Origin of the sequence: Streptomyces alfalfae (assembly GCF_004127445.1) — a bacterium.
Classification (GTDB): Bacteria; Actinomycetota; Actinomycetes; order Streptomycetales; family Streptomycetaceae; genus Streptomyces; species Streptomyces alfalfae.
Genome location: NZ_QEXM01000041.1, coordinates 342,540 through 361,218 on the forward strand (window position 1 = coordinate 342,540; position 18,679 = coordinate 361,218).

Annotated in this window: 19 protein-coding genes; 10 read left to right on the forward strand and 9 right to left on the reverse strand. The window is 72.8% G+C overall.

Features of this window, described 5'->3' with window-relative positions; genetic code table 11:
• Positions 1-19: 19 nt before the first annotated feature.
• Together DCW30_RS21090 and DCW30_RS21095 are read left to right on the forward strand one after the other, a co-directional pair.
• Positions 20-412: a YidH family protein gene (locus DCW30_RS21090; RefSeq protein ID WP_062772225.1), complete on the forward strand. Its 393-nt coding sequence runs from the start codon at positions 20-22 to the stop codon at positions 410-412.
• Complete coding sequence (locus DCW30_RS21095) at positions 409-726, forward strand: DUF202 domain-containing protein (RefSeq protein WP_076687002.1); 318 nt, start codon at positions 409-411, stop codon at positions 724-726. The genes DCW30_RS21090 and DCW30_RS21095 overlap by 4 nt, the downstream gene beginning before the upstream one ends.
• 29 nt (positions 727-755) lie before the next feature.
• On the opposite strand, the gene DCW30_RS21100 is transcribed toward DCW30_RS21095, so the two are convergent.
• Positions 756-1,682, reverse strand: a complete 927-nt coding sequence (locus DCW30_RS21100; protein ID WP_076687001.1) for an NADP-dependent oxidoreductase — start codon at positions 1,680-1,682, stop codon at positions 756-758.
• Between the two features lie 158 nt (positions 1,683-1,840).
• Here DCW30_RS21100 and DCW30_RS21105 point away from each other — a divergent pair, with 158 nt between their 5' ends.
• Together DCW30_RS21105 and DCW30_RS21110 are read left to right on the forward strand one after the other, a co-directional pair.
• On the forward strand, positions 1,841-2,137 hold the full coding sequence (locus tag DCW30_RS21105) for a hypothetical protein (RefSeq protein ID WP_076687000.1): 297 nt from the start codon (positions 1,841-1,843) through the stop codon (positions 2,135-2,137).
• An 82-nt stretch (positions 2,138-2,219) separates the two neighbouring features.
• A complete protein-coding gene (locus tag DCW30_RS21110; RefSeq protein ID WP_062772213.1) occupies positions 2,220-3,251 on the forward strand; it encodes a phosphotransferase family protein in 1,032 nt (343 codons plus the stop codon).
• Here DCW30_RS21110 and DCW30_RS21115 read toward each other — a convergent pair.
• From DCW30_RS21115 to DCW30_RS21130, 4 genes are all read right to left on the reverse strand, one after another.
• The gene (locus tag DCW30_RS21115; protein ID WP_062772210.1) at positions 3,240-3,833 is read right to left on the reverse strand and encodes a TetR/AcrR family transcriptional regulator; all 594 of its coding nucleotides are present in this window, start codon (positions 3,831-3,833) and stop codon (positions 3,240-3,242) included. The genes DCW30_RS21110 and DCW30_RS21115 overlap by 12 nt on opposite strands.
• Positions 3,834-3,857: 24 nt before the next feature.
• Positions 3,858-5,537, reverse strand: coding sequence for an AMP-binding protein (locus tag DCW30_RS21120; protein ID WP_076686999.1), 1,680 nt, complete (start codon positions 5,535-5,537; stop codon positions 3,858-3,860).
• The gene (locus DCW30_RS21125; protein ID WP_373569088.1) at positions 5,534-6,289 is read right to left on the reverse strand and encodes an SDR family oxidoreductase; all 756 of its coding nucleotides are present in this window, start codon (positions 6,287-6,289) and stop codon (positions 5,534-5,536) included. The genes DCW30_RS21120 and DCW30_RS21125 overlap by 4 nt, the downstream gene beginning before the upstream one ends.
• 124 nt (positions 6,290-6,413) lie before the next feature.
• Complete coding sequence (locus DCW30_RS21130; protein ID WP_076686997.1) at positions 6,414-7,109, reverse strand: alpha/beta fold hydrolase; 696 nt, start codon at positions 7,107-7,109, stop codon at positions 6,414-6,416.
• 158 nt (positions 7,110-7,267) lie between these two features.
• Here DCW30_RS21130 and DCW30_RS21135 point away from each other — a divergent pair, with 158 nt between their 5' ends.
• The 3 genes from DCW30_RS21135 to DCW30_RS21145 all read left to right on the forward strand — a co-directional run bounded on the left by DCW30_RS21135 (position 7,268) and on the right by DCW30_RS21145 (position 11,360).
• Positions 7,268-8,596, forward strand: a complete 1,329-nt coding sequence (locus tag DCW30_RS21135) for an erythromycin esterase family protein (protein ID WP_076686996.1) — start codon at positions 7,268-7,270, stop codon at positions 8,594-8,596.
• A gap of 88 nt (positions 8,597-8,684) precedes the next feature.
• Positions 8,685-10,022: an MFS transporter gene (locus tag DCW30_RS21140; protein ID WP_418347318.1), complete on the forward strand. Its 1,338-nt coding sequence runs from the start codon at positions 8,685-8,687 to the stop codon at positions 10,020-10,022.
• 75 nt (positions 10,023-10,097) lie between these two features.
• Positions 10,098-11,360: a serine-threonine protein kinase gene (locus tag DCW30_RS21145; protein WP_076686995.1), complete on the forward strand. Its 1,263-nt coding sequence runs from the start codon at positions 10,098-10,100 to the stop codon at positions 11,358-11,360.
• Between the two features lie 7 nt (positions 11,361-11,367).
• Here the strand turns inward: DCW30_RS21145 and DCW30_RS21150 are convergent, their stop codons facing one another.
• On the reverse strand, positions 11,368-14,205 hold the full coding sequence (locus tag DCW30_RS21150; protein ID WP_076686994.1) for a penicillin acylase family protein: 2,838 nt from the start codon (positions 14,203-14,205) through the stop codon (positions 11,368-11,370).
• 295 nt (positions 14,206-14,500) lie between these two features.
• Between DCW30_RS21150 and DCW30_RS21155 the strand changes: the two genes are divergently transcribed.
• Complete coding sequence (locus DCW30_RS21155) at positions 14,501-15,115, forward strand: hypothetical protein (protein WP_062772186.1); 615 nt, start codon at positions 14,501-14,503, stop codon at positions 15,113-15,115.
• Positions 15,116-15,127: 12 nt separating this feature from the next.
• On the opposite strand, the gene DCW30_RS21160 is transcribed toward DCW30_RS21155, so the two are convergent.
• Positions 15,128-15,646: a hypothetical protein gene (locus DCW30_RS21160; RefSeq protein ID WP_076686993.1), complete on the reverse strand. Its 519-nt coding sequence runs from the start codon at positions 15,644-15,646 to the stop codon at positions 15,128-15,130.
• A 179-nt stretch (positions 15,647-15,825) separates the two neighbouring features.
• Here DCW30_RS21160 and DCW30_RS21165 point away from each other — a divergent pair, with 179 nt between their 5' ends.
• Positions 15,826-16,893 (forward strand): RNA ligase (ATP), encoded by a 1,068-nt coding sequence (locus tag DCW30_RS21165; RefSeq protein ID WP_076686992.1) that lies wholly within the window; start codon positions 15,826-15,828, stop codon positions 16,891-16,893.
• Positions 16,894-16,935: 42 nt separating this feature from the next.
• Here DCW30_RS21165 and soxR read toward each other — a convergent pair whose 3' ends face one another.
• Positions 16,936-17,403, reverse strand: coding sequence for a redox-sensitive transcriptional activator SoxR (gene soxR / locus DCW30_RS21170; protein WP_062772177.1), 468 nt, complete (start codon positions 17,401-17,403; stop codon positions 16,936-16,938).
• 143 nt (positions 17,404-17,546) lie between these two features.
• On the opposite strand from soxR, the gene DCW30_RS21175 reads away from it, so the two are divergent.
• Complete coding sequence (locus tag DCW30_RS21175; RefSeq protein ID WP_076686991.1) at positions 17,547-18,011, forward strand: MaoC family dehydratase; 465 nt, start codon at positions 17,547-17,549, stop codon at positions 18,009-18,011.
• A 22-nt stretch (positions 18,012-18,033) separates the two neighbouring features.
• Here DCW30_RS21175 and DCW30_RS21180 read toward each other — a convergent pair whose 3' ends face one another.
• Positions 18,034-18,660: a TetR/AcrR family transcriptional regulator gene (locus DCW30_RS21180; protein ID WP_199837672.1), complete on the reverse strand. Its 627-nt coding sequence runs from the start codon at positions 18,658-18,660 to the stop codon at positions 18,034-18,036.
• Positions 18,661-18,679: the final 19 nt, after the last annotated feature.

Consider the following 18,679-nt stretch of genomic DNA (forward strand, 5'->3'; position numbering starts at 1 on the left):
CACGGATTATGGTGCGCCCGTGAGCAATTTCGTACGGAGTCTGAGGCTGTGGTTCGCACCCGAGCGCATCCGCGAGGAGGGCGACACACCCGACTACCGCTTCTCGCTCGCCAACGAACGCACCTTCCTGGCCTGGCTGCGCACCGCCCTCGCGCTGATCGGCGGCGGCTTCGCGGTGGACCAGTTCCTGCCGGACCTGCGCTGGGGCTGGCGGATCGGCCTGGCCCTCGCGCTGCTCGCGGCGGGCGTGCTGAGCTCGCTGCGCGCGGTCAGCCACTGGGTGCGCTGCGAGCGGGCCATGCGGCGCGGCGAGGACCTGCCCGCGGGCCGCTTCCCGGCGCTGCTGGGCCTGGTCGTCGCCCTGGTCGCACTCGCCATGGTGGTGGTCGTCCTCTTCGGGTGGGAGGGATGACGGCCGCCGAGCCCGCGAGGGACCCCGGGCTCCAGCCGGAGCGCACCAGGCTCGCGTGGCGGCGTACCACGCTCTCGTGCACGGTCGCCGCGGTCCTCGCCGCCCGCGCGGTCCTGAACCGGGGGCCGAGCCCGACGGGGGTCCTCGCCTGCGCCCTCTGCCTGCTGCTGTGGCTGGGCTTCCTCGCCGTCGCCCACCGCAGGATGGTCGCCCTGACCGCCGCGCGGCCCCGGCGGCTCACGGGCCGGGGCGCGTGGGCGGCGGCCCTGTGCACCCTCGCCCTCGCCCTGTGCGCGGCGGCGCTGGTCGTCTGACGGGGCGAGGGCCCCGGGGGCGGTTCCGCTCACTCCACCGTGACGACGACCTTGCCCCGGGTGCGACCCTCGGCGCTGCGGCGGTGCGCGTCGGCGGCGCGCTCCAGCGGGAACGCCTCGTCGACGTGCACGGTCACGACGCCCTGTTCGGCCAGCTCGCTCAGCCGCGTCAGGTCGGCGGCGTCGGGGCGCACGAAGCAGTACTGGCCGCCGAGGCCCACCACCTCGTTGTCGGTGATGGAGGCGAGCCGCCCCCGCGGGCCCAGCAGTTCGGCGGAGGCCTTGAGCGTGTCGCCGCCGACCGTGTCGAAGGCCGCGTCCACGCCGTCGGGGGCGAGCCCGCGCACCCGGTCGACGAGGCCGTCCCCGTACCGGACGGGTTCCGCGCCGAGTTCGCGCAGGTAGTCGTGGTTGTGCTCGCTCGCGGTGCCGATGACGCGGGCGCCCAGGTGCCGGGCGATCTGCACCGCGAGGGAGCCGACGCCGCCGGCCGCGGCGTGCACGAGGACGACGTCGCCCGGCTTCACCCCCAGGGCCTTGGTGATCACCTGGTAGGCGGTGAGCCCGGCGAGCGGCAGCCCGGCGGCCTCCTCGAAGGAGAGGTTGCGCGGCTTGCGGGCGAGGGTGCGCACGGGGGCCGCGACGTACTCGGCGAAGGTGCCGCGGGAGAGAAAGTCCTCGCGCACGTAGCCGATGACCTCGTCGCCCGCGGAGAACTCCGGGGCGGCGACGCCCGGCCGCTCCACGACGCCCGCGACGTCCCAGCCCGGGATCACCGGGAAGACGGGTTCGAGGAGCGCGTCGAGGTGTCCCTCGCGGCACTTCCAGTCGACGGGGTTGACGGCTGCGGCCCGCACCTTCACCAGGACGGAGTCGGGCCCGACCTTGGGGTCGCGCACTTCTCCGTACTCCAGGACCTCGGGGCCGCCGTAGCTTCGGTAGCTGATCGCCTTCATGGGTGTCGCTTTCGTCGGTCGCGTACGGGTGGGGCGCGCCGTCGGGTCCCCGGCACGCGGGCGAGCAAACCTTCACAAGGCTTCCATAGCGTCACCAACCGGGCATATGGCGCTAGCCTGAGAGGGTCATCCACCCCGAGTCACAGAAGGTGCGCGACATGACCACGCTCCACCACGAACACCCGGCGCACGACCACATCCACGGGCCGGCGTGCGGCCACGCCGAGGTGCCGCACGGCGACCACGTCGACTACGCGCACGACGGCCACATGCACCGCGCCCACACCGACCACTACGACGAGTGCGAGCCGGCCGGGCACGTCGCCCACCAGGGCCACGACCACCGGCACGCCGAGGGCTGCGGCCACAGGTCCGTGGTCCACGGCGACCACGTGGACTATCTGCACGACGGCCACCGGCACGCCTCGCACGACGGCCACTGGGACGATCACTGAGCGGCCGTGAGCCTCTGGACGGCATACCGACTGGTCGGCATCATGGGGTGGCACATCACCACCACGCCGATCAGGAGCGACCATGAGCGCAGACCACCCGCCGGGCCTCGACCTCGACCAGTTGCGCGGCCACCTCGACCGCGAACGCCCCGGCCTGGTCGGCGGACCGCTCACCGCCCGGCTGATCGAGGGCGGCCGGTCCAACCTCACGTACGCCGTGACCGACGGGACCACGCGCTGGGTCGTGCGGCGCCCGCCGCTCGGCCACGTCCTCGCCACCGCGCACGACATGAGGCGCGAGCACCGGGTGATAGCCGCCCTGCACCCCACGGACGTGCCGGTCCCCGCGCCCGTCCTGCTCTGCGAGGACGAGGCCGTCATCGGGGCGCCCTTCTACGTGATGGAGTACGTGGACGGCATCCCGTACCGCACCGCGGAGGAGCTGGCGCCGCTCGGCCCCGAGCGCACCCGTGACGCGGTGCTCGGCCTCGTCGACACCCTCGTCGACCTGCACGCGGTGGACCCCGCGGCGGTCGGCCTCGGCGACTTCGGCCGCCCCGAGGGCTTCCTCGACCGGCAGCTGCGCCGCTGGGGCAAGCAGCTCGACGCCTCGCGCAACCGCGACCTGGCCGGCGTCGACGAGCTGCACGCCGCGCTCGGGCGCTCGCTGCCCGCCTCGCCCGCGCCGGCCGTCGTCCACGGCGACTACCGCCTGGACAACGTCCTGATCGGCGACGACGACCGGATCAGGGCCATCCTCGACTGGGAGATGTCCACACTCGGCGATCCGCTCACCGACCTCGGGCTGCTCGTGATGTACAGCGCCCGGCTCGACGTGCCCGACTCCCCGGTCAGCACCACCGCGGGCGCGCCGGGCCACCCCGACCCCGCCGAGCTGATCGAGCGGTACGCCGCGCGCTCGGGGCGCGACGTCTCCGCCGTCTCCTGGTACACGGCCTTCGCGTGGTTCAAGCTCGCCGTGATCCTGGAGGGCATCCACTACCGCTACACGCTCGGCCAGACGGTCGGCGCCGGCTTCGACCGGATCGGCGAGCTGGTGCCCGTGTTCATCGAGCACGGCCTGGCCACGCTGGACGGAGGGCTACGGCCGTAGCGCCCGCAGCAGCAGGTCCGCCAGGTGGTCCGCCACCTGGCGGGGGGTGAGCGGGCCCTCGGGGCGGTACCAGGTGGACAGGTGGTGGACCGAGCCGAAGTGGTAGTCCACCACCAGGTCCGCCGGGGTCGCCGAGGCGAAGACGCCGGACCGCTGGCCCTCCTCGATCAGGGCCCGGAAGCGCTCGTGGTAGCGACGCCGCTCGGCGCGCACCTGCTTGTTCTTCTCGGGGCTGAGATGGTGCATGGACCGGAAGAAGATCGAGGCGTCGTCGAGGTTGTCGATGGTGGTCACCACGACGTCGGCGGCGGCGTCGCGGACCCGTTGCTCGACGGGCGCGTCGCCGTCCGCGATGGCGTCGAGCCGCTCCTGCTGGACGCGGAGCATCCGGGCGTAGACCTCGTGCAGCAGGTCGTCCTTGGAGCCGAAGTAGTGGTAGAGGGCGCCCTTGGTCACGCCCGCCGCCTCCACGATCTCCTGCACGGACGTACGGTCGTAGCCGCGGTCGGCGAAGAGCCGGGTGGCGGCGGCGAGCAGCCGCTGCGGGACGGGTGTGCCGTCACCGTCCGTCGTCCTGGCCACTGCCGCCACCTGCCTTTCGAGATGTCACCGACTCTGCTGTGAGCGGGAACGCAGTTCCCGCCGGAGGATCTTCCCACTTGTCGTCTTCGGCAGCTCCGCCAGGATCTCGACCTTGCGCGGGTACTTGTACGCGGCGAGCCGCTCCTTGCAGTACGCCGTCAGCTCCTCGGCGCCGGTCCCGGCGCCGGGGCGCAGACTCACGTACGCCTTGACGCTCTCGCCGCGGTAGCTGTCGGGGACGCCGACGACGGCCGCCTCGCGGACGGCGGGGTGGGAGTACAGGACGTCCTCGACCTCGCGCGGCCAGACCTTGAAGCCGGACGCGTTGATCATGTCCTTCTTGCGGTCGACGACGTAGAGCCAGCCCGCGGGGTCCATGAAGCCGATGTCGCCGGTGCGCAGTTCGCCGTCGGGGAAGGCCTCCTCGGTGGCCTCGGGCCGCCTCCAGTAGCCGGGCACCACCTGGGGCCCGGCCACGGTGATCTCCCCGTGCTCACCGAAGGGGACCTCCCGCCCCGCGTCGTCCAGGACGCGGACGACGGTCTCGGGTCCGGGGACGCCCACGGCGAGCGTGCCGGAGACCGGGTCGACGGGGGCCTCCTGGCCGGGCGGCACGGAGGCGCAGGGGGCGGTGCACTCGGTGAGGCCGTAGCCGTTGTGCAGGTAGGGGCCGAAGGCGGCGCGGAACTTCTCCACCAGGGCCGGGGGCAGCGGCGCGCCGCCCGAGGAGATCAGCGCGAAGGAGTCGAAGTGGCCGCGCGTCGCGTCCGGGTGGGCGGCCAGCGCCATGAAGGCCGTGGAGGGGCCGACCGTGTAGGCGGGGCGGTGCTCGGCGAAGGCGTCGAGGACCACGCCGGCCTCGAAGCGGTAGGAGAGCGCGAGGGTGCCCGCGTTGGCGAGGCACGCCGCGACCTGGGCGACCATGCCGGTGATGTGGAAGAGCGGGGCGAGCGCGAAGTAGCAGGCGCCTTCCGGTATCCCGGAGCCCGTGCGCTGCCGCTCGGCGTTGTAGGTGATGTTGCCGTGGGTGTTCATGGCGCCCTTGGGTGCGCCGCTGGTGCCCGAGGTGTAGCTGATCAGGGCCACGTCGGACGGGCCGAGGTCACGCCCTTCGGGGGCCGGGTGGCCCGCGCGGGCGACGGCCACGAGGTCGTCGGCGTCGGCCGCGGGCGGCAGCCGCTCGAAGTCGAGGACGCGGGTGTCGTTCCTGCTCTGGAGGTCGAGCTGGCAGGCGGTGAGCACGATCCGCACGGGCGACCCCGCGGCCGTCTCGCGCAGGTACGCCTCCCAGGCGCGGTCCGCGCAGATCAGCGCGGTCACGTCGGCGTCGGCGAGGACGTGGGCGACCTCCGCGGACTTGTACATGGGGTTGACGGGCACGACCGTCGCGCCCGCCTTCCAGGCGCCGATGAGCGCGATCACGAAGTGCGGGGTGTTCTGCAGGAGGATGGCGACGCGGTCGCCGCGGGCGACGCCCCGGGCCGCCAGGTGTCCGGCGACGGAGTCGGTGAGGGCGTCCGTCTCGCGGTAGCTCAGGCGGCCGTCGAAGTAGGCGAGGGCGGTGTGCTCGGGGGCCCTGGCGACGGCCGCGCGGAAGGAGTGCGCCATGGAGGCCGCGGGCTCCACGGGGCCGCGCTGTGCGTCGTTGAGGCGCGCGAGCCAGGGCTTGGCCGCGTAGACCGAACCGGCCGGGTAGGTCGTCACTTCTCGGTCGCCTCCCACTTGCGCTGGATGTGGTTCATGCCGGCCAGCCACTTGTCCGGGGTGACGGCGCGGGCCTCGTAGAAGGCGGCGACCTCGGGGTGCGGCAGGATCAGGAAGCGGTCGTCGGCCATGCCCGCGAAGAGCGCGGTGGCGACGTCCTCCGGTTCGATGGCGGTGGGCGTGAGGACCAGGTCGCCCGCGCTGCCGGTGGCGGCCAGCATGTCGGTGCGCACGCCCTGGGGGCAGATCGCGTGGACCTTGAGGCCGCGGTGGCGGTAGGTCAGCGAGAGCCATTCGGCGAAGGCGTACGCGCCGTGCTTGGTGACGCTGTAGGGGGCGGCGCCGATCATGGTGAGCAGTCCGGCCGCCGAGACCGTGGAGACGAAGCGGCCGCTGCCGCGCTCCAGCCAGCCGGGCAGCAGCGCGTGGGCCGCGCGGACGTGCGCCATGACGTTGACGTCCCAGGCCGCGGCCCAGACCTCCTCGGGCGCGGCCTCGGTGCCGCCGGAGCCGAGCCCGGCGTTGGCGCAGTAGACGTCGACCGTGCCGCCGAGCGCCTCGGCGGCCCGCTCCACGATCGCGGAGGCGTCGCCCGGCACGGCGATGCCGCCCACGTCCGCGGCCACGGCCTCGGCCTTGGCGCCGTCCAGGTCGTTGACGACGACGCGGGCCCCCTCGGCGGCGAAGCGGCGGGCCAGCGCCGCTCCGATCCCGCCCCCGGCGCCGGTGACGACGACTCCCTTGTCCTTCAGGGTCTCCACGTGCGGTCTCCTTCGACCTCGGGCTCGACCACGGCTCGCGCGGCTGGCTGTCCAGGCAGACTAACCAGTCGGTATGTCGTGACGAAAGGGGTCGGCGGGACCGGGGGCGCGGGGTTCAGCGCGGCGCGCTCGCGTGCAGGACGCGTGCCAGCTCACGCGGCCGGGAGAACATCGGCCAGTGGCCGGTGTCCATCTCCACCAGACGCCACCGGTCGCTCTTGAGCGCCTCGGCCACGTCGTCCATCGGCTCCTCGCCGTCCAGCAGGCACTTGACGTACGTGGCGGGCAGGTCCCCGAGCGGGCGCGTGAGTTCGGCCGGTTCGGTCAGGGAGGCGCCGGGGTGCGGCGTCGCACCGCTCGCGAACCGTGCGATCTGTTCTCCGCTGAGGCCCTGCCCGTCGAAGCCGGCCGTGTCGAGCGGCCAGACGCCGTCGTTCTCGGCGAGCGCGGCCTCGAAGGTCTCCTTGCCCTGCCACCAGCAGGAGGCGAACGACTCTCCCTCGACAGGGACGTCGGCGTCCACGAACACCACATGGGCGAGCCGGTCGCCGAGCAGCCCCGCGGCCTGCCCGACCGGGATTCCGGCGTAGCTGTGGCCGACGAGGACGACGTCACGCGGGTCCAGGCGCTCGGCCTCGTCGAGGATGTCACGCACATGGGTCCGCGGGCCGACGGGTGCTCCCTGCTTGTCGGCGAGCCCGGAGAGGGTCAGCGGATGGGCGCCGTGCCCGGCCTTCCGCAGTTCGTCCGCCACGTCGTCCCACGCCCACGCCCCGAGCCAGGCGCCCGCCACCAGGATGAATTCCGCCATGGCGCCGAACGTACACGCCGCGCGCCCGCGCGGCAGCCCCCCGGCAGACCCCACCGCGGATACGGGTGCCTGCCGGATGGCGCCGCCCCCCGGCCGTGCGGAACCGTGATCTCCGTACGCGCACGCGGGTTGCCGCACGAGTTCCCAGGAGGCACCAGATGTCCCGCACCACACGGCGAAGGCTCCCGCCGCTGCTCCTGGCGGCGGTCGGCACGGGCGCGCTCATCGCACCCCAGGCCGCGCACGCGGCGCCACGGCCCGCCGATCCGGTGGCGGCGATCGAGCGCGCGGCCCACCCGCTGCGCTCGACCGACCCCGGCGGCAGCACCAGGGACCTGCGGCCGCTCGGCGACATGGTGGGCGACGCCACGGTGGTGGGCCTCGGCGAGGCGACCCACGGCACGCATGAGTTCTTCACGATGAAGGAGCGGGTCTTCCGCCACCTCGTCGAGGAGAAGGGCTTCACCTCCTTCGCCCAGGAGGTGAGCTGGACGACCGGCCTGCGCTTCGACGCCTACGTACGCGGCGAGCGGGACGACGACGTCCGCGCGCTCGTCCACCGCGAGCTGGCGAAGACGCCGTGGGACACCGAGGAGTACGTGCACCTGCTCACCTGGATGCGCGCCTACAACGACGAGCACCCCGGCCGGCAGCTCCGTTTCGTGGGCGACGACCTCAACTACCCGGAGCTGGGCGCCGAGGTGTTCGACGGCGTGCTCGACTACGCGGGCGCCCATGAGCCCGGCCTGCGGCCTGAGCTGGCCCGGCTGTACGCACCCATGCGGCGCCTGGCGGACGGCGACGCGTACATGGCCCGCCCCCTGGCCGAGCGCGAGAAGCTGGCGGAGCGGGCGAGGCGGGCGTGCGAACTCCTCGCCGACCGGCGGCCGAAGGGAGGGAGCGAGGCGTTCGCATGGGCGCTCCAGCACGCCACGTCCCTCGCGCAGACCGCCGACATCCTCGCGTACGACCTCGGCTCCCCCGAGGGGCAGCGGGCCGCCATGCTGCACCGCGACCGCGTCATGGCGCACAACACCGCCTGGTGGCAGCGGCGGACCGGCACCAAGGTGCTGCTCTCGGCGCACAACGCCCATGTCGCGTACGTCTCCTACGACGCGCGCTACCCGAAGATGCAGGGCGCCTTCCTCCGCGACCGGCTCGGCGAGCGGTACGTGAGCGTCGGGTTCACCTTCGACCGGGGCGGCCTGATGGCGCAGAGCGCGGACTCCGAGGTCTGGAAGCCGCGCTCGCTCGCCCCCGCCACGCCCGGCATGAACGAGTACACGCTCGACAAGGTGCGCCACGACGACTACTTCCTCGACACCAGGACCGCGCCCGCGGCGGCGAGGAAGTGGCTGGCCGAGGCCCGCCCGACGCGGAGCATCGGCACGGCCTACCCGGACGGCCCGTGGAAGATCCCGCTCGGCCGCTCGCACGACGTCCTCATCCATCTGCACGAGGTGACGGCGGCTCACCGGCAGCGGTGATCCGGGACGAGGCGCCCCGGTCTCACGCACCGAGATGGCCTGTCTTGGGTATTGACTGGCTCCTGCGATCGACGTGAGAGTGCCGCTCGTGCAGAGCGACGCTGAAGCAGCAGAGAAACAGCAGGTCCAGGGCGCGCAGGACGCGGCGTCGGAGGCCGGGGGCCCGGAGAGCATGCGGCGCGTGGCCGTGGCCTCGTTCATCGGCACCGCCATCGAGTTCTACGACTTCTACATCTACGGCACGGCCGCCGCGCTCGTCCTGAACCAGGCCTTCTTCCCGACCCTCGACCCGGTCAACGCCACGCTCGCGTCGTTCTCCACGTACGCGGTGGCGTTCGCGGCACGGCCCATCGGCTCGGTGATCTTCGGGCACTTCGGTGACCGGGTGGGCCGCAAGTCCGTGCTCGTGGCCTCCCTGCTCCTGATGGGGCTCTCGACCGCGCTCGTCGGGCTGCTGCCCGGCTACGACACGCTGGGCATCTGGGCGCCCCTGCTGCTCATCCTGCTCCGCTTCCTCCAGGGCATCGGGCTCGGCGGTGAGTGGGGCGGGGCCGCGCTGCTGGCGGTGGAGCACGCCCCGAAGAAGAAGCGCGGGCTGTACGCGGCGTTCCCGCAGCTCGGCCCGTCCGTCGGGTTCTTCGCGGCGACGGGCATCTTCTGGCTGCTCTCGTCCGCGCTGTCCGACGACGCGTTCCGCTCCTGGGGCTGGCGCGTGCCGTTCCTGCTCTCCTTCCTGCTGGTGGGCGTCGGCCTCTTCGTGCGGCTGCGGATCAGCGAGACGCCGGTCTTCGCCAAGGTCATGGAGGCGCAGGAGGCCAGCAAGGTCCCCACGCTCGACGTGCTGCGCCGCCACCCGCGCGAACTGCTGCTCGGCGCGGGCGGCATGGTCGTGGCCTACGGCCTCTTCTACACGGCCACGACGTACTGCCTCGCCTACGCCACCGGCACCCTGCACGTCCCACGCAACACCATGCTCGGCCTCTCCCTGGTGGCCTGCCTCTTCCTCGCCGCGGGCACCTGGCTGGCCGCCACGCGCTCCGACGGGGCCGGGCGGCGCAAGCTGGTCGTCGTCGGCGCGGCGCTCTCCGTGGTGTGGGGCCTGGTGCTGTTCCCGCTCCTCGACACCGAGCGGCCGGTGCTCATCGCGCTGGCGCTGGGCGGCGCGCTGTTCTGCATGGGCGTGGTCTACGGCCCGATGGGCGCCTACCTCCCCGAGCTGTTCGGCACGAACGTGCGGTACTCCGGCGCCTCGCTCGCGTACAACCTGGGCGGTGTGCTCGGCGGCGCGGTCTCACCGCTGGTGGCGACCCGGCTGCAGTCGGCGTTCGGCTCCTCGTCGGTGGGCTGGTACGTGAGCGCGATGGCGGTCGTGTCGCTGCTCTGCGTGCTGGCGCTGCCGGAGACGCGGGAGCGGGAACTGGCCTGAATCGGGCCCCTGTTCGCCGGGTCGGACACCGCACGGCGTATGGCCAGGCGGCGCGGGCGGCGGGACCATGACGGCGTGGAGCCCTACTGGGAACTGGCCTTCGACGCCGACGGCGACGTCGACACCGTGCGGCGCGAGGAACTGCTGTCCGGCGTGGAACGCGAACACGTCACCGATCTGCTGGTCTTCGCGCACGGCTGGAACAACGACAAGGACGACGCCAGGAAGCTGTGCCGGCGGTTCTTCGCCCCGTGCGCGCGCCTGGCGGGCGCGGGGGTGCGCCTCGGCTACGTCGGGGTGCTGTGGCCCGCCATCCGCTTCCCCGACGAACCCCTTCCCGACGCCGACCCCTCGGCCGCCGCCGTCGCCGCGGCGGTCGGCGGACCCGACCTCGACCCGGTGACCCGGCGGGTGCTCGACCGCGCCTTCCCCGGCCACGGCGAGACGCTGGACCGGATCGCGGAGCTGCTCGACGAGCGCTCCGAGGTCGCCTCCCGTGTCTACGAGTTCGGCCGGCAGGTCCGTGAGCTGGTGTCCCTGCGGGAGACCAGCCCGGCCCGGCACCTGGGCGAGGACACCGGCCCGGGCGAGCCCGCCATGCTCACCGACGACGCGGTGCAGGTCTGCGAGCTGCTGGCCGCGGCCCGCGCGGACACCGGGCGGCCCGAACTCCTCGGCAACCTGCGCGAACGGGTGTGGGACGGCGCCTACGAACTGCTGCGCCAGGGCTCCTACTACGCCATGAAGCGGCGGGCGGGCGCGGTCGGCCAGCTCGGTCTCGGCCCGGCGATCGGCCTGCTCGCCGCCGACGTGTCCGGGATCAGGGTCCACCTCATCGGGCACAGCTTCGGCGCGCGCCTCGTCTCGTACGCCCTGCGCGGCATGCCCGCGGACGTGCGCGCGGTGAAGGGGGTGACGCTGCTCCAAGGGGCGTTCTCGCACTACGCCTTCGCGGGCCGGGTCCCGCACGACCCCTCGCGCAGGGGCGCCCTGTACGGCATGCAGCGCCGCGTCGACGGGCCGCTGGTCTCCTGCCACTCGCGCCACGACGACGCCCTCGGGCGGCTCTACCCGCTGGCGTCGAAGCTGGCGGGCGACTCCACCACGTTCCTCGGCCTGTGGGAGCGGTGGGGCGCCATCGGCTACAACGGCATCCGGTCGGTGGCCGGCGCCATGCGCGTCAAGCTGGGCCAGAAGGTGCCGGCCAAGGGGTGCGTGAGTCTGGACGCCGCCGCGGTGGTGCGCCGGGGCGGCCCGCCCGCCGGCGCGCACAGCGACATCTGCCACGAGGAACTGGCACGCGTCGTGTTCGCCGCCGGACGGATCGCCCTCGCGTGACGCTCTCCTACCGGTGCCGGGGGAACTCCACGACCTGCTGGTAGGTCGGACGGTTCTGCCACTGGACCGGCTTGTGCGTGATGCCGCCGAGCGCCCGGTGGATGATGGAGTCCGCACACCACTGGTCGCCGGCCTTGCACGCGTCGTCGCCGGGGTAGACCTCGGTGGCGGGCCTGGCGGCGGCCCGGGTGAGCGTGGTCAGCAGGGCGTCGCGGCAGGCGTCGAGGTCGCCGCCGCCGCAGAAGGTGTCGCCGAGCGCGCCCTTCACCGGCTCCCCGAGCACCGTGCGCAGGTCCTTGTCGGCGTAGCCCCACCAGCCGTACTGGAAGGCGGAACCGGCGTGCGCTCCGGTGGGTCCGTGGCCCGCGGACGGCGCCTCGTCGGTGGCGAGCTGCGCGGTCAGGGCGGCGTAGAGGTCCTTGCCGAGACCGGGCTCGAACTGCGCCTCGATGAGCTTCGGCCACCAGGCGTCCATGATGCGCACGGCGTCGGGGTGGGCGTAGGTCTTCGAGCCCGCCGCCGTCTGGTTGCGCCGGGCGCCCGCCTTCTGCCAGGCGTCGAGCTGCTGGACGGCCTCGGCCGCCCGCGGGTCGGTGACCGGCTTGCTGCGGAGCACCTTGAGCAGCTCGGGCAGCACCTGTTCGCCGCGCAGGTCGGTGACGGCCGCCTCGGACATGGCCCGGGTCAGTGCGGCGCGGGTGACGCCGCCCGCCTCGGTGAGCTTCTTGACCCGCCCGTCGAGCAGGTCGCCGCGGTGCACGGCGCTCATGCCGAAGCCGGCGGTGCTGAAGTCGTCGGCCTGCTTGTTGTTCCAGGAGATGTAGTAGTCCTGGTTGACGGAGTGCGGGTGCTCGGCGGGCGGGGTCTGCGCCGAGGTGTTGTCCGCGGGGTCGAAGTCCCGCCATTCGAGGGCCTGCTCCCCCTTGACCGGCAGGGCGGGGTCGACGTCCTCGGCGCGTACGGGGTTGGCGCCGCTGTTGTAGTACGCGATGTCGCGCGAGTCGGCGTAGAACCAGTTGAAGGCGTAGCTGATGTGCTGCGCCGCCTTCTGGAAGGTCGCGGCGTCCTTGACGTACGAGGGGTCGTTCAGCATCTGGAAGCCGATGATCGAGTCGGCCTCGTGGCGGTAGGTGGAGCGCAGCGAGACGTACGCGACGGGCGCGCCGTCGACGCTCGCGCGGTGGGTCACGACGCCGTACTTGGTGCGGAAGACCTGCATGCGGTAGGAGCCTGCGGCCGTGGAGTCGGCGACGGTCGGCTGCCAGGCGTTCTTGCGCTCCAGCTTCTCCATGGGCGTGCACGTGCCGCGGTACAGGTAGCCGGTCGACTGCTTGGTGGGCGTCCCGCCGCCGGGCTCGCACAGCTCCACGGCGTAAGTGTCGGTGATGTCCTGTCCCGCGGAGGTGGCCGACCAGGCGTAGTCCTGGCCGCGGCCGAGCTGGACGTACATGCCGACGCCCGCGAAGGAGACGCCGCGGGCGCTGATGCCGGGTCCCTGGAGCTCCTGCTGCATGAGGAGCTGGGGGGCGAAGTAGCCGGTCTGGGGGCCGAAGACGGCGACGGGGTTCTTGCTCGCGGTGTGCTTGCCGGAGACCAGCAGCGCGTTGGACATGCCCTTCTTGTGGCCGTCCTGGCGGAACAGGTCCTCGGGCAGGACGCCCTCGTCGTACATGCCCTGGGCGGGCTTCAGCTTCTTCGGGGCCTTCACCGGGTCCTTGGCGCCCGTCCTGGCGCCGCCCTCGCGGTCGTACACGAGCTGCTCGCGCTCGACGGAGCCCGGGTCGGGCAGCGCGGTGCCGCGCGCCTTGTCCGGTTTGTTCGCGTAGGGGAAGCTCGTGCCGTCGTGGATGGTCCGCACGGCCTCGGGGTCGTTGCGGGCGCGGAAGGACTCCCAGACCTCGGTGCCCTTCTGGACGCCGTACTTCTCCTGGGACTTCAGCAGGGAGAGGGCGGACTCGACCTCGCCGCCGCCGCCGTTGCCGAAGAGCCCGCCGACCACGGAGGCCAGCGCGATCATGTCGGTGATCTTGAAGGGCTCTATCTCGCCCTTGTTGGTGATCGCGTCGATCTTGCCGGTCAGGACGTACTCGCCGGGGAAGTAGCGGCCGTTCTTGGACTTCACGCGGTAGGCGTTGAGGCCGTCGACATAGGCCTGCGCGTCCTCCATGGCCTGCTTGCCGCGCTCGCCCTGCGTCGAGCGGATGTACTCGACCTGCTTCTCCAGGTCCGCCTCGGTGTATGGGGCCTGCGGCCAGAACTGCTGCTCCAGGCCCTGGTTGGCGGGCGCGCCGCCCGCGAAGGAGGTGAGCTGCCCGCGTCCGATGTGCCGGAAGAGGTCGATGAGCCAGAGCCGGTCCTGGCCCGCGGCGAAGCCCGCGCCGAACTCGGTGCCGTAGCGCGTGGTGCCCTTGACGTGCGGGATGCCGTACTTCTTGTCCCGGGTGATCGTCACGTCTTCGCGCGGCCTGGTGACGGAGGCGACCTGGCCCTCACGCACCCCGAAGGAGGCGTCGTCGAAGAACTCCGTCAGCTTGTCGTCGGTGAGCGAGGTGTAACCCGAGGACAGGGCGTCGTAGGGGCCGAGCTGGTCGTCGGCGTGCGCCGGCTGGGTGCCGAGGACCCGGTGGGCGAGGATTTCGGCGAGCGTCGCGTTGCCGTTGGCGCCGGGCGGCAGGACGTCGGCGCACTGGCTCCCGCAGTAGTCCGCCGCTTCGGCGGAGCGTTCCCTCGCACCCGGGTCGTCCGGCGCCGCCGCCGCGCCCGGCAGGGGCGTGAGGAGCGCGGCGCCGAGGGCGAGCGCCGCCCCCGCGGTGAACGTTCTGAGTCTGACGTTGCGTCGTCCCATGGGTGCTCCTCCGGTGGTCTGCGGAAGGCCGATGCGGCGGAGGTTACTGGCGGGTCGACGAACCCGAAAGATGAACAACCGTCGCCTTTTCCGAATCACCACAACGCGCCCCCTCTCCGGGTGCATCAGGGCAGCTCCGACGGGCAGGCGAAAAGCGGTCGCCCGAAAAGGGAGCCGAATCGCGTGTCGATACGTCTACTCGGCGACGCCGCTTCGGCTTCCGCTCGGCAGCGGCGCCGGGAGAGAAGGAACACGGGGTACCAGAACGACGTACGTGTGACGGAGGTGCAGGGCGATGGCCGGATTCCGGAGTCTCGCGAGACAGGTACGTGATCCGAGGAGCGACCTGGCACTGCGGCGGTACTCACTGCGCAAGTGCCTGGAGAGGTTCGCCCCCTATGGACACCGGGCGACCTGGGATCACCTGTGCGCCCGGGCCGGCTTCGGGCCCGAGGACAGGTCTCCCGACCCGGCGCGGCTCGTGGCGGCGCTGACGGAGCTGGAGGCGGCGCGGGCGGTCTGGCTCGCCTACGAGGCGGACTTCGCGGAGCGCCGCCGCAAGGAGAAGCACGACGGCCTGCGCCGGCCGGGCAGTGACGACGACTGGCACCGCCGCACCTGGGGCGGGTTCGGGGTCGCCTGGTGCGACGACCCCGACGTCCACCCCGACGCGCACCTCGCGGACGTCCTGCGCCGGCTGATAGCGGCACTGGAGAGGGAGCCGGGCGAGGCCTGCCCGGTCTGCGAGGACACCACCCTCGTGTGGCGGCACGGCCTGGCGCACGAGCCGTCGTCGGGCGCGGTCTGCACGGGCTGCGGCATCGTCGTGCCCGCTCCCGTCCTCACCCGGGAGGCGGTGCGCCGGGCCCAGGTACGCGCCCGGCGGCTGCGCCCGCTGGTGTCGGTGTGAGAGGTGTGACGCTCAGGGCCTGAGCACGTCCGTGTGGATGGCGAGCTTGAACTGGGCGTGTGTGATCGGCGTCTTCTTGCGGACGTCGCCCACGCCGCGCGCCGAGATCTTCAGCCCCACGGGCGTGTTCGGGTGCACGAACATCTGCCAGACGTAGGACCGGAACTGGCTGCCCCTGGTGGGCGCGGAGTCGGTCGTCGCGGTCGAGTCGTACCCGGTCGAGAGGCCGAGCGGGTCGCGGACGAAGCGGGTGCGGTATTCGGTGGGGCCGCTGTCCGGCTCCCAGAAGACCAGCGCGGAGAGCACGCCCCAGCCGTCGTGGCTCGGCCATATCAGCCCCGAGCGCGGGTGGGGGAACGCGGCGGACGAGCCGCCGCCCTTCGCCGGGTCGTGCATGCGCCAGGGGTCGTAGTTCTCCTCCCCCGCGCCGTACGGAAAGCGCACGAGGTGGTAGCCGTCGCTGTCATACGTGACGGACTGACGCCCGTCCTGCGCGGCGTCCCACTTCAACGAACAGATGGCGACCGGCATCGGCCCTCCCTGGGTGATGTGGTGCGTGGCTTCCTTCGGCTCGCGTGTCCTGCACCTACCTTGCGGCCTCGGGCGCCGGTTCCGTAGCACGGGGAAATTACGGTGGTCACGTCGTTTTGTGACGGGCGAGAGTGGGCGGCGAGGAAGGACATCCGCCGGCCACCGAGGAGAACGGGCCCATGTCGACGCTGCGCGTCACCGCCGAAGCACTGACCGTCCACGAGCACCCGGGCGCCGACGCCCTCGAACTCGCCCAGGTGGGCCTGTACCGCGCGGTCGTCGCCAAGGGCGCCTACCGCACCGGCGACGTCGCGGTGTACATCCCCGAGCAGGCGGTCCTGCCCGCCGCCCTCATCGAGGAACTGGGGCTGACGGGACGCCTCGCGGGCGGCAGCGGCGACCGGGTCAAGGCGGTGCGGCTGCGCGGCGAGCTGTCGCAGGGCATCGTGTGCCGTCCGGCCGCGCTCGCCGGCGTCGACCTGGCGCGGGCGGCGGCCGAGGGCACGGACTTCGCGGAGCGCCTCGGCATCACCAAGTGGGCGCCGCCGATCCCGCCCACCATGAGCGGCGACACGGAGGCGGCGCCCGGCCTGCTGCCCTGGGTCGACATCGAGAACATCCAGCGCCACCCGGACGTCTTCGCCCCGGGCGAGCCGGTGGTCGTGACCGAGAAGCTGCACGGCTCGGCGTGTCTGCTGACGTATGTCGCCGCGGACGGCCGCGTCCACGTCTCGTCGAAGGGCTTCGGGGCAAAGTCCCTGGCCCTGCGCGAGGACCCGCGCAACCTCTACTGGCGGGCCGTCCGCGGCCACGGCGTGGCGGACGCGGCGGCACGGCTCGCCGAGCGGCTGGGGGCGAGCAGGGTCGGCGTCTTCGGCGAGGTGTACGGCGACGGGGTGCAGGACCTGTCGTACGGCGCGGACGGGCGGCGCGACACGCTGGGGTACGCCGTCTTCGACGTCAGCGCGGAGATCGACGGGCAGGTGCGCTGGCTGGACGCGGCGGCCCTGCTCGACGGCCAACTGCCCCTCGTCCCGCGGCTGTACGAGGGGCCCTACGACGCGGGCCGCGTCCTGGAGCTCGCCTCGGGCCGCGAGACCGTGTCGGGGCGGGGGCTGCACCTGCGCGAGGGCGTGGTGATCCGCCCGGCCGTGGAGCGGTACAGCCCGGTGACGGGCGGCCGGGCCATCGCCAAGGCGGTCAGCGCCGCCTATCTGACGCGCAAGGGCGGCACGGAGTACGAGTGAGCCGGCGGGCCGCCGCCCGGGACCGCCGGGCGGCGGCCGGACTCACGACGAGGAGCGGCGCTCCGCCATCAGACGGGAGCCGGTGAGCCGTTCGCCGAAGACGTCGTCGGGGTTGGAGAGCACGCAGGTCTCCAGGGAGAGGCAGCCGCAGCCGATGCAGTCCGTGAGGTGGTCGCGCAGCCGGCTCAGCTGCTTGATGCGCTCGTCCAGTTCCGAGCGCCAGGTCCCCGAGAGGCGCGCCCAGTCCTCACGGGTGGGGGTGCGCTCCTCGGGGAGCGAGTCGAGGGCCTCACGGATCGTGGCGAGCGGGATGCCGACGCGCTGCGAGGCGCGGATGAAGGCGACGCGGCGCAGCGTGTCCCGGTGGTAGCGGCGCTGGTTGCCCGAGGTGCGGCGGCTGGTGATGAGGCCCTTGGACTCGTAGAAGTGCAGGGCGGAGACGGCCGCGCCGCTACGGGCCGAGACCTGGCCGACGGTGAGTTCGTGGACCTTCTCTGGAATCTGGGGCACCCCTCGAACCCTAATGGGTGGTCCGTTGACACGGATCGGCACACCCAGCATGCTGAGCAAGCGCTTAGTCGTGCATGCGGGGCAGGCACGCCGCGCGGGACACGCGCGTCGCGGAAGACCGAGAGTCTGGGAGGACCAGGGACATGGCGGAGCCGAGGATCTTCACGTCGGCCGAGGAACTGCGGGCCGGGATCGGCGAGCAACTGGGGCACAGCGACTGGCTGGAGATCGACCAGAAGCGGATCGACCTCTTCGCCGACGCCACGGGCGACCACCAGTGGATTCACGTGGACGCCGCGAAGGCCGCCGACGGCCCGTTCGGGACGACGATCGCGCACGGCTACCTGACGCTGTCGCTGCTGCCGAGCCTGGTGCCGCAGGTGCTCCGCGTCGAGAACATGAAGATGGGCATCAACTACGGCGCCAACAAGGTGCGCTTCCCCTCCCCCGTGCCGGTGGGCTCGCGCCTGCGGGCGAGCGCCGTGCTCACCGACGCGAGCCCCACGAAGGACGGCGGGGTGCAGGTGACGGCCCAGGTCACCGTGGAGCGCGAGGGCTCCGACAAGCCGGCGTGCGTGGCGGAGTCGGTCTCGCGCTACTACTTCTGAGCACCGCGCGGGCCCGGGGGCGCTACGTCCCCGCGCCCACCATGCGCAGCACGAGGTCGGCGTAGAGCGCGCCGACCTCGTCGGGCGTGCGGCGCCCCGCCACGTTGAACCAGCGGGCCACGTCGATGCAGAGCGAGAGCACGGCGAGGGTCGTGCCGGGCACGTCGGGGACGTCGAACTCCCCGGCCCGCACACCGTCGTTGATGATGTCCCGCACCGCCTCGTCGGTCTTGCGGCGCAGCGCGACGATCTCCGTGCGGTGCTCGGCGCCGAGCGCGTCGAGCTCGTACTGCACGACCCGCGCGGTGGTGTGGTGGGCGGCGTGCCAGCCGACGAAGGACCGCACGGCCGCCGTCAGGCGCTCGGCCGCCGTGCCCTCGCCGTCCGCCGCGGTGCGCAGGATGGCGAGGGCCTTGTCGTGGCCGATCCTGCTGATGCGGTGGAGCAGCTCTTCCTTGGTCTTGTAGTGGATGTAGAGCGCCGCCGGGCTCATCCCCGCGCGGCCCGCGATGTCACGGGTCGTCGTCGCGTGGTAGCCGCGCTCGGCGAAGGCCTCCACGGCGGCGATCAGCAGCCGCCTGGCCGCGTCGGGGCTGACCTCGCCCCACGGCTGCTCCTCGCCGCCGCCCGTCTCCTCCGCCGCACTCATGCCCACTCCTGTTCCGCCC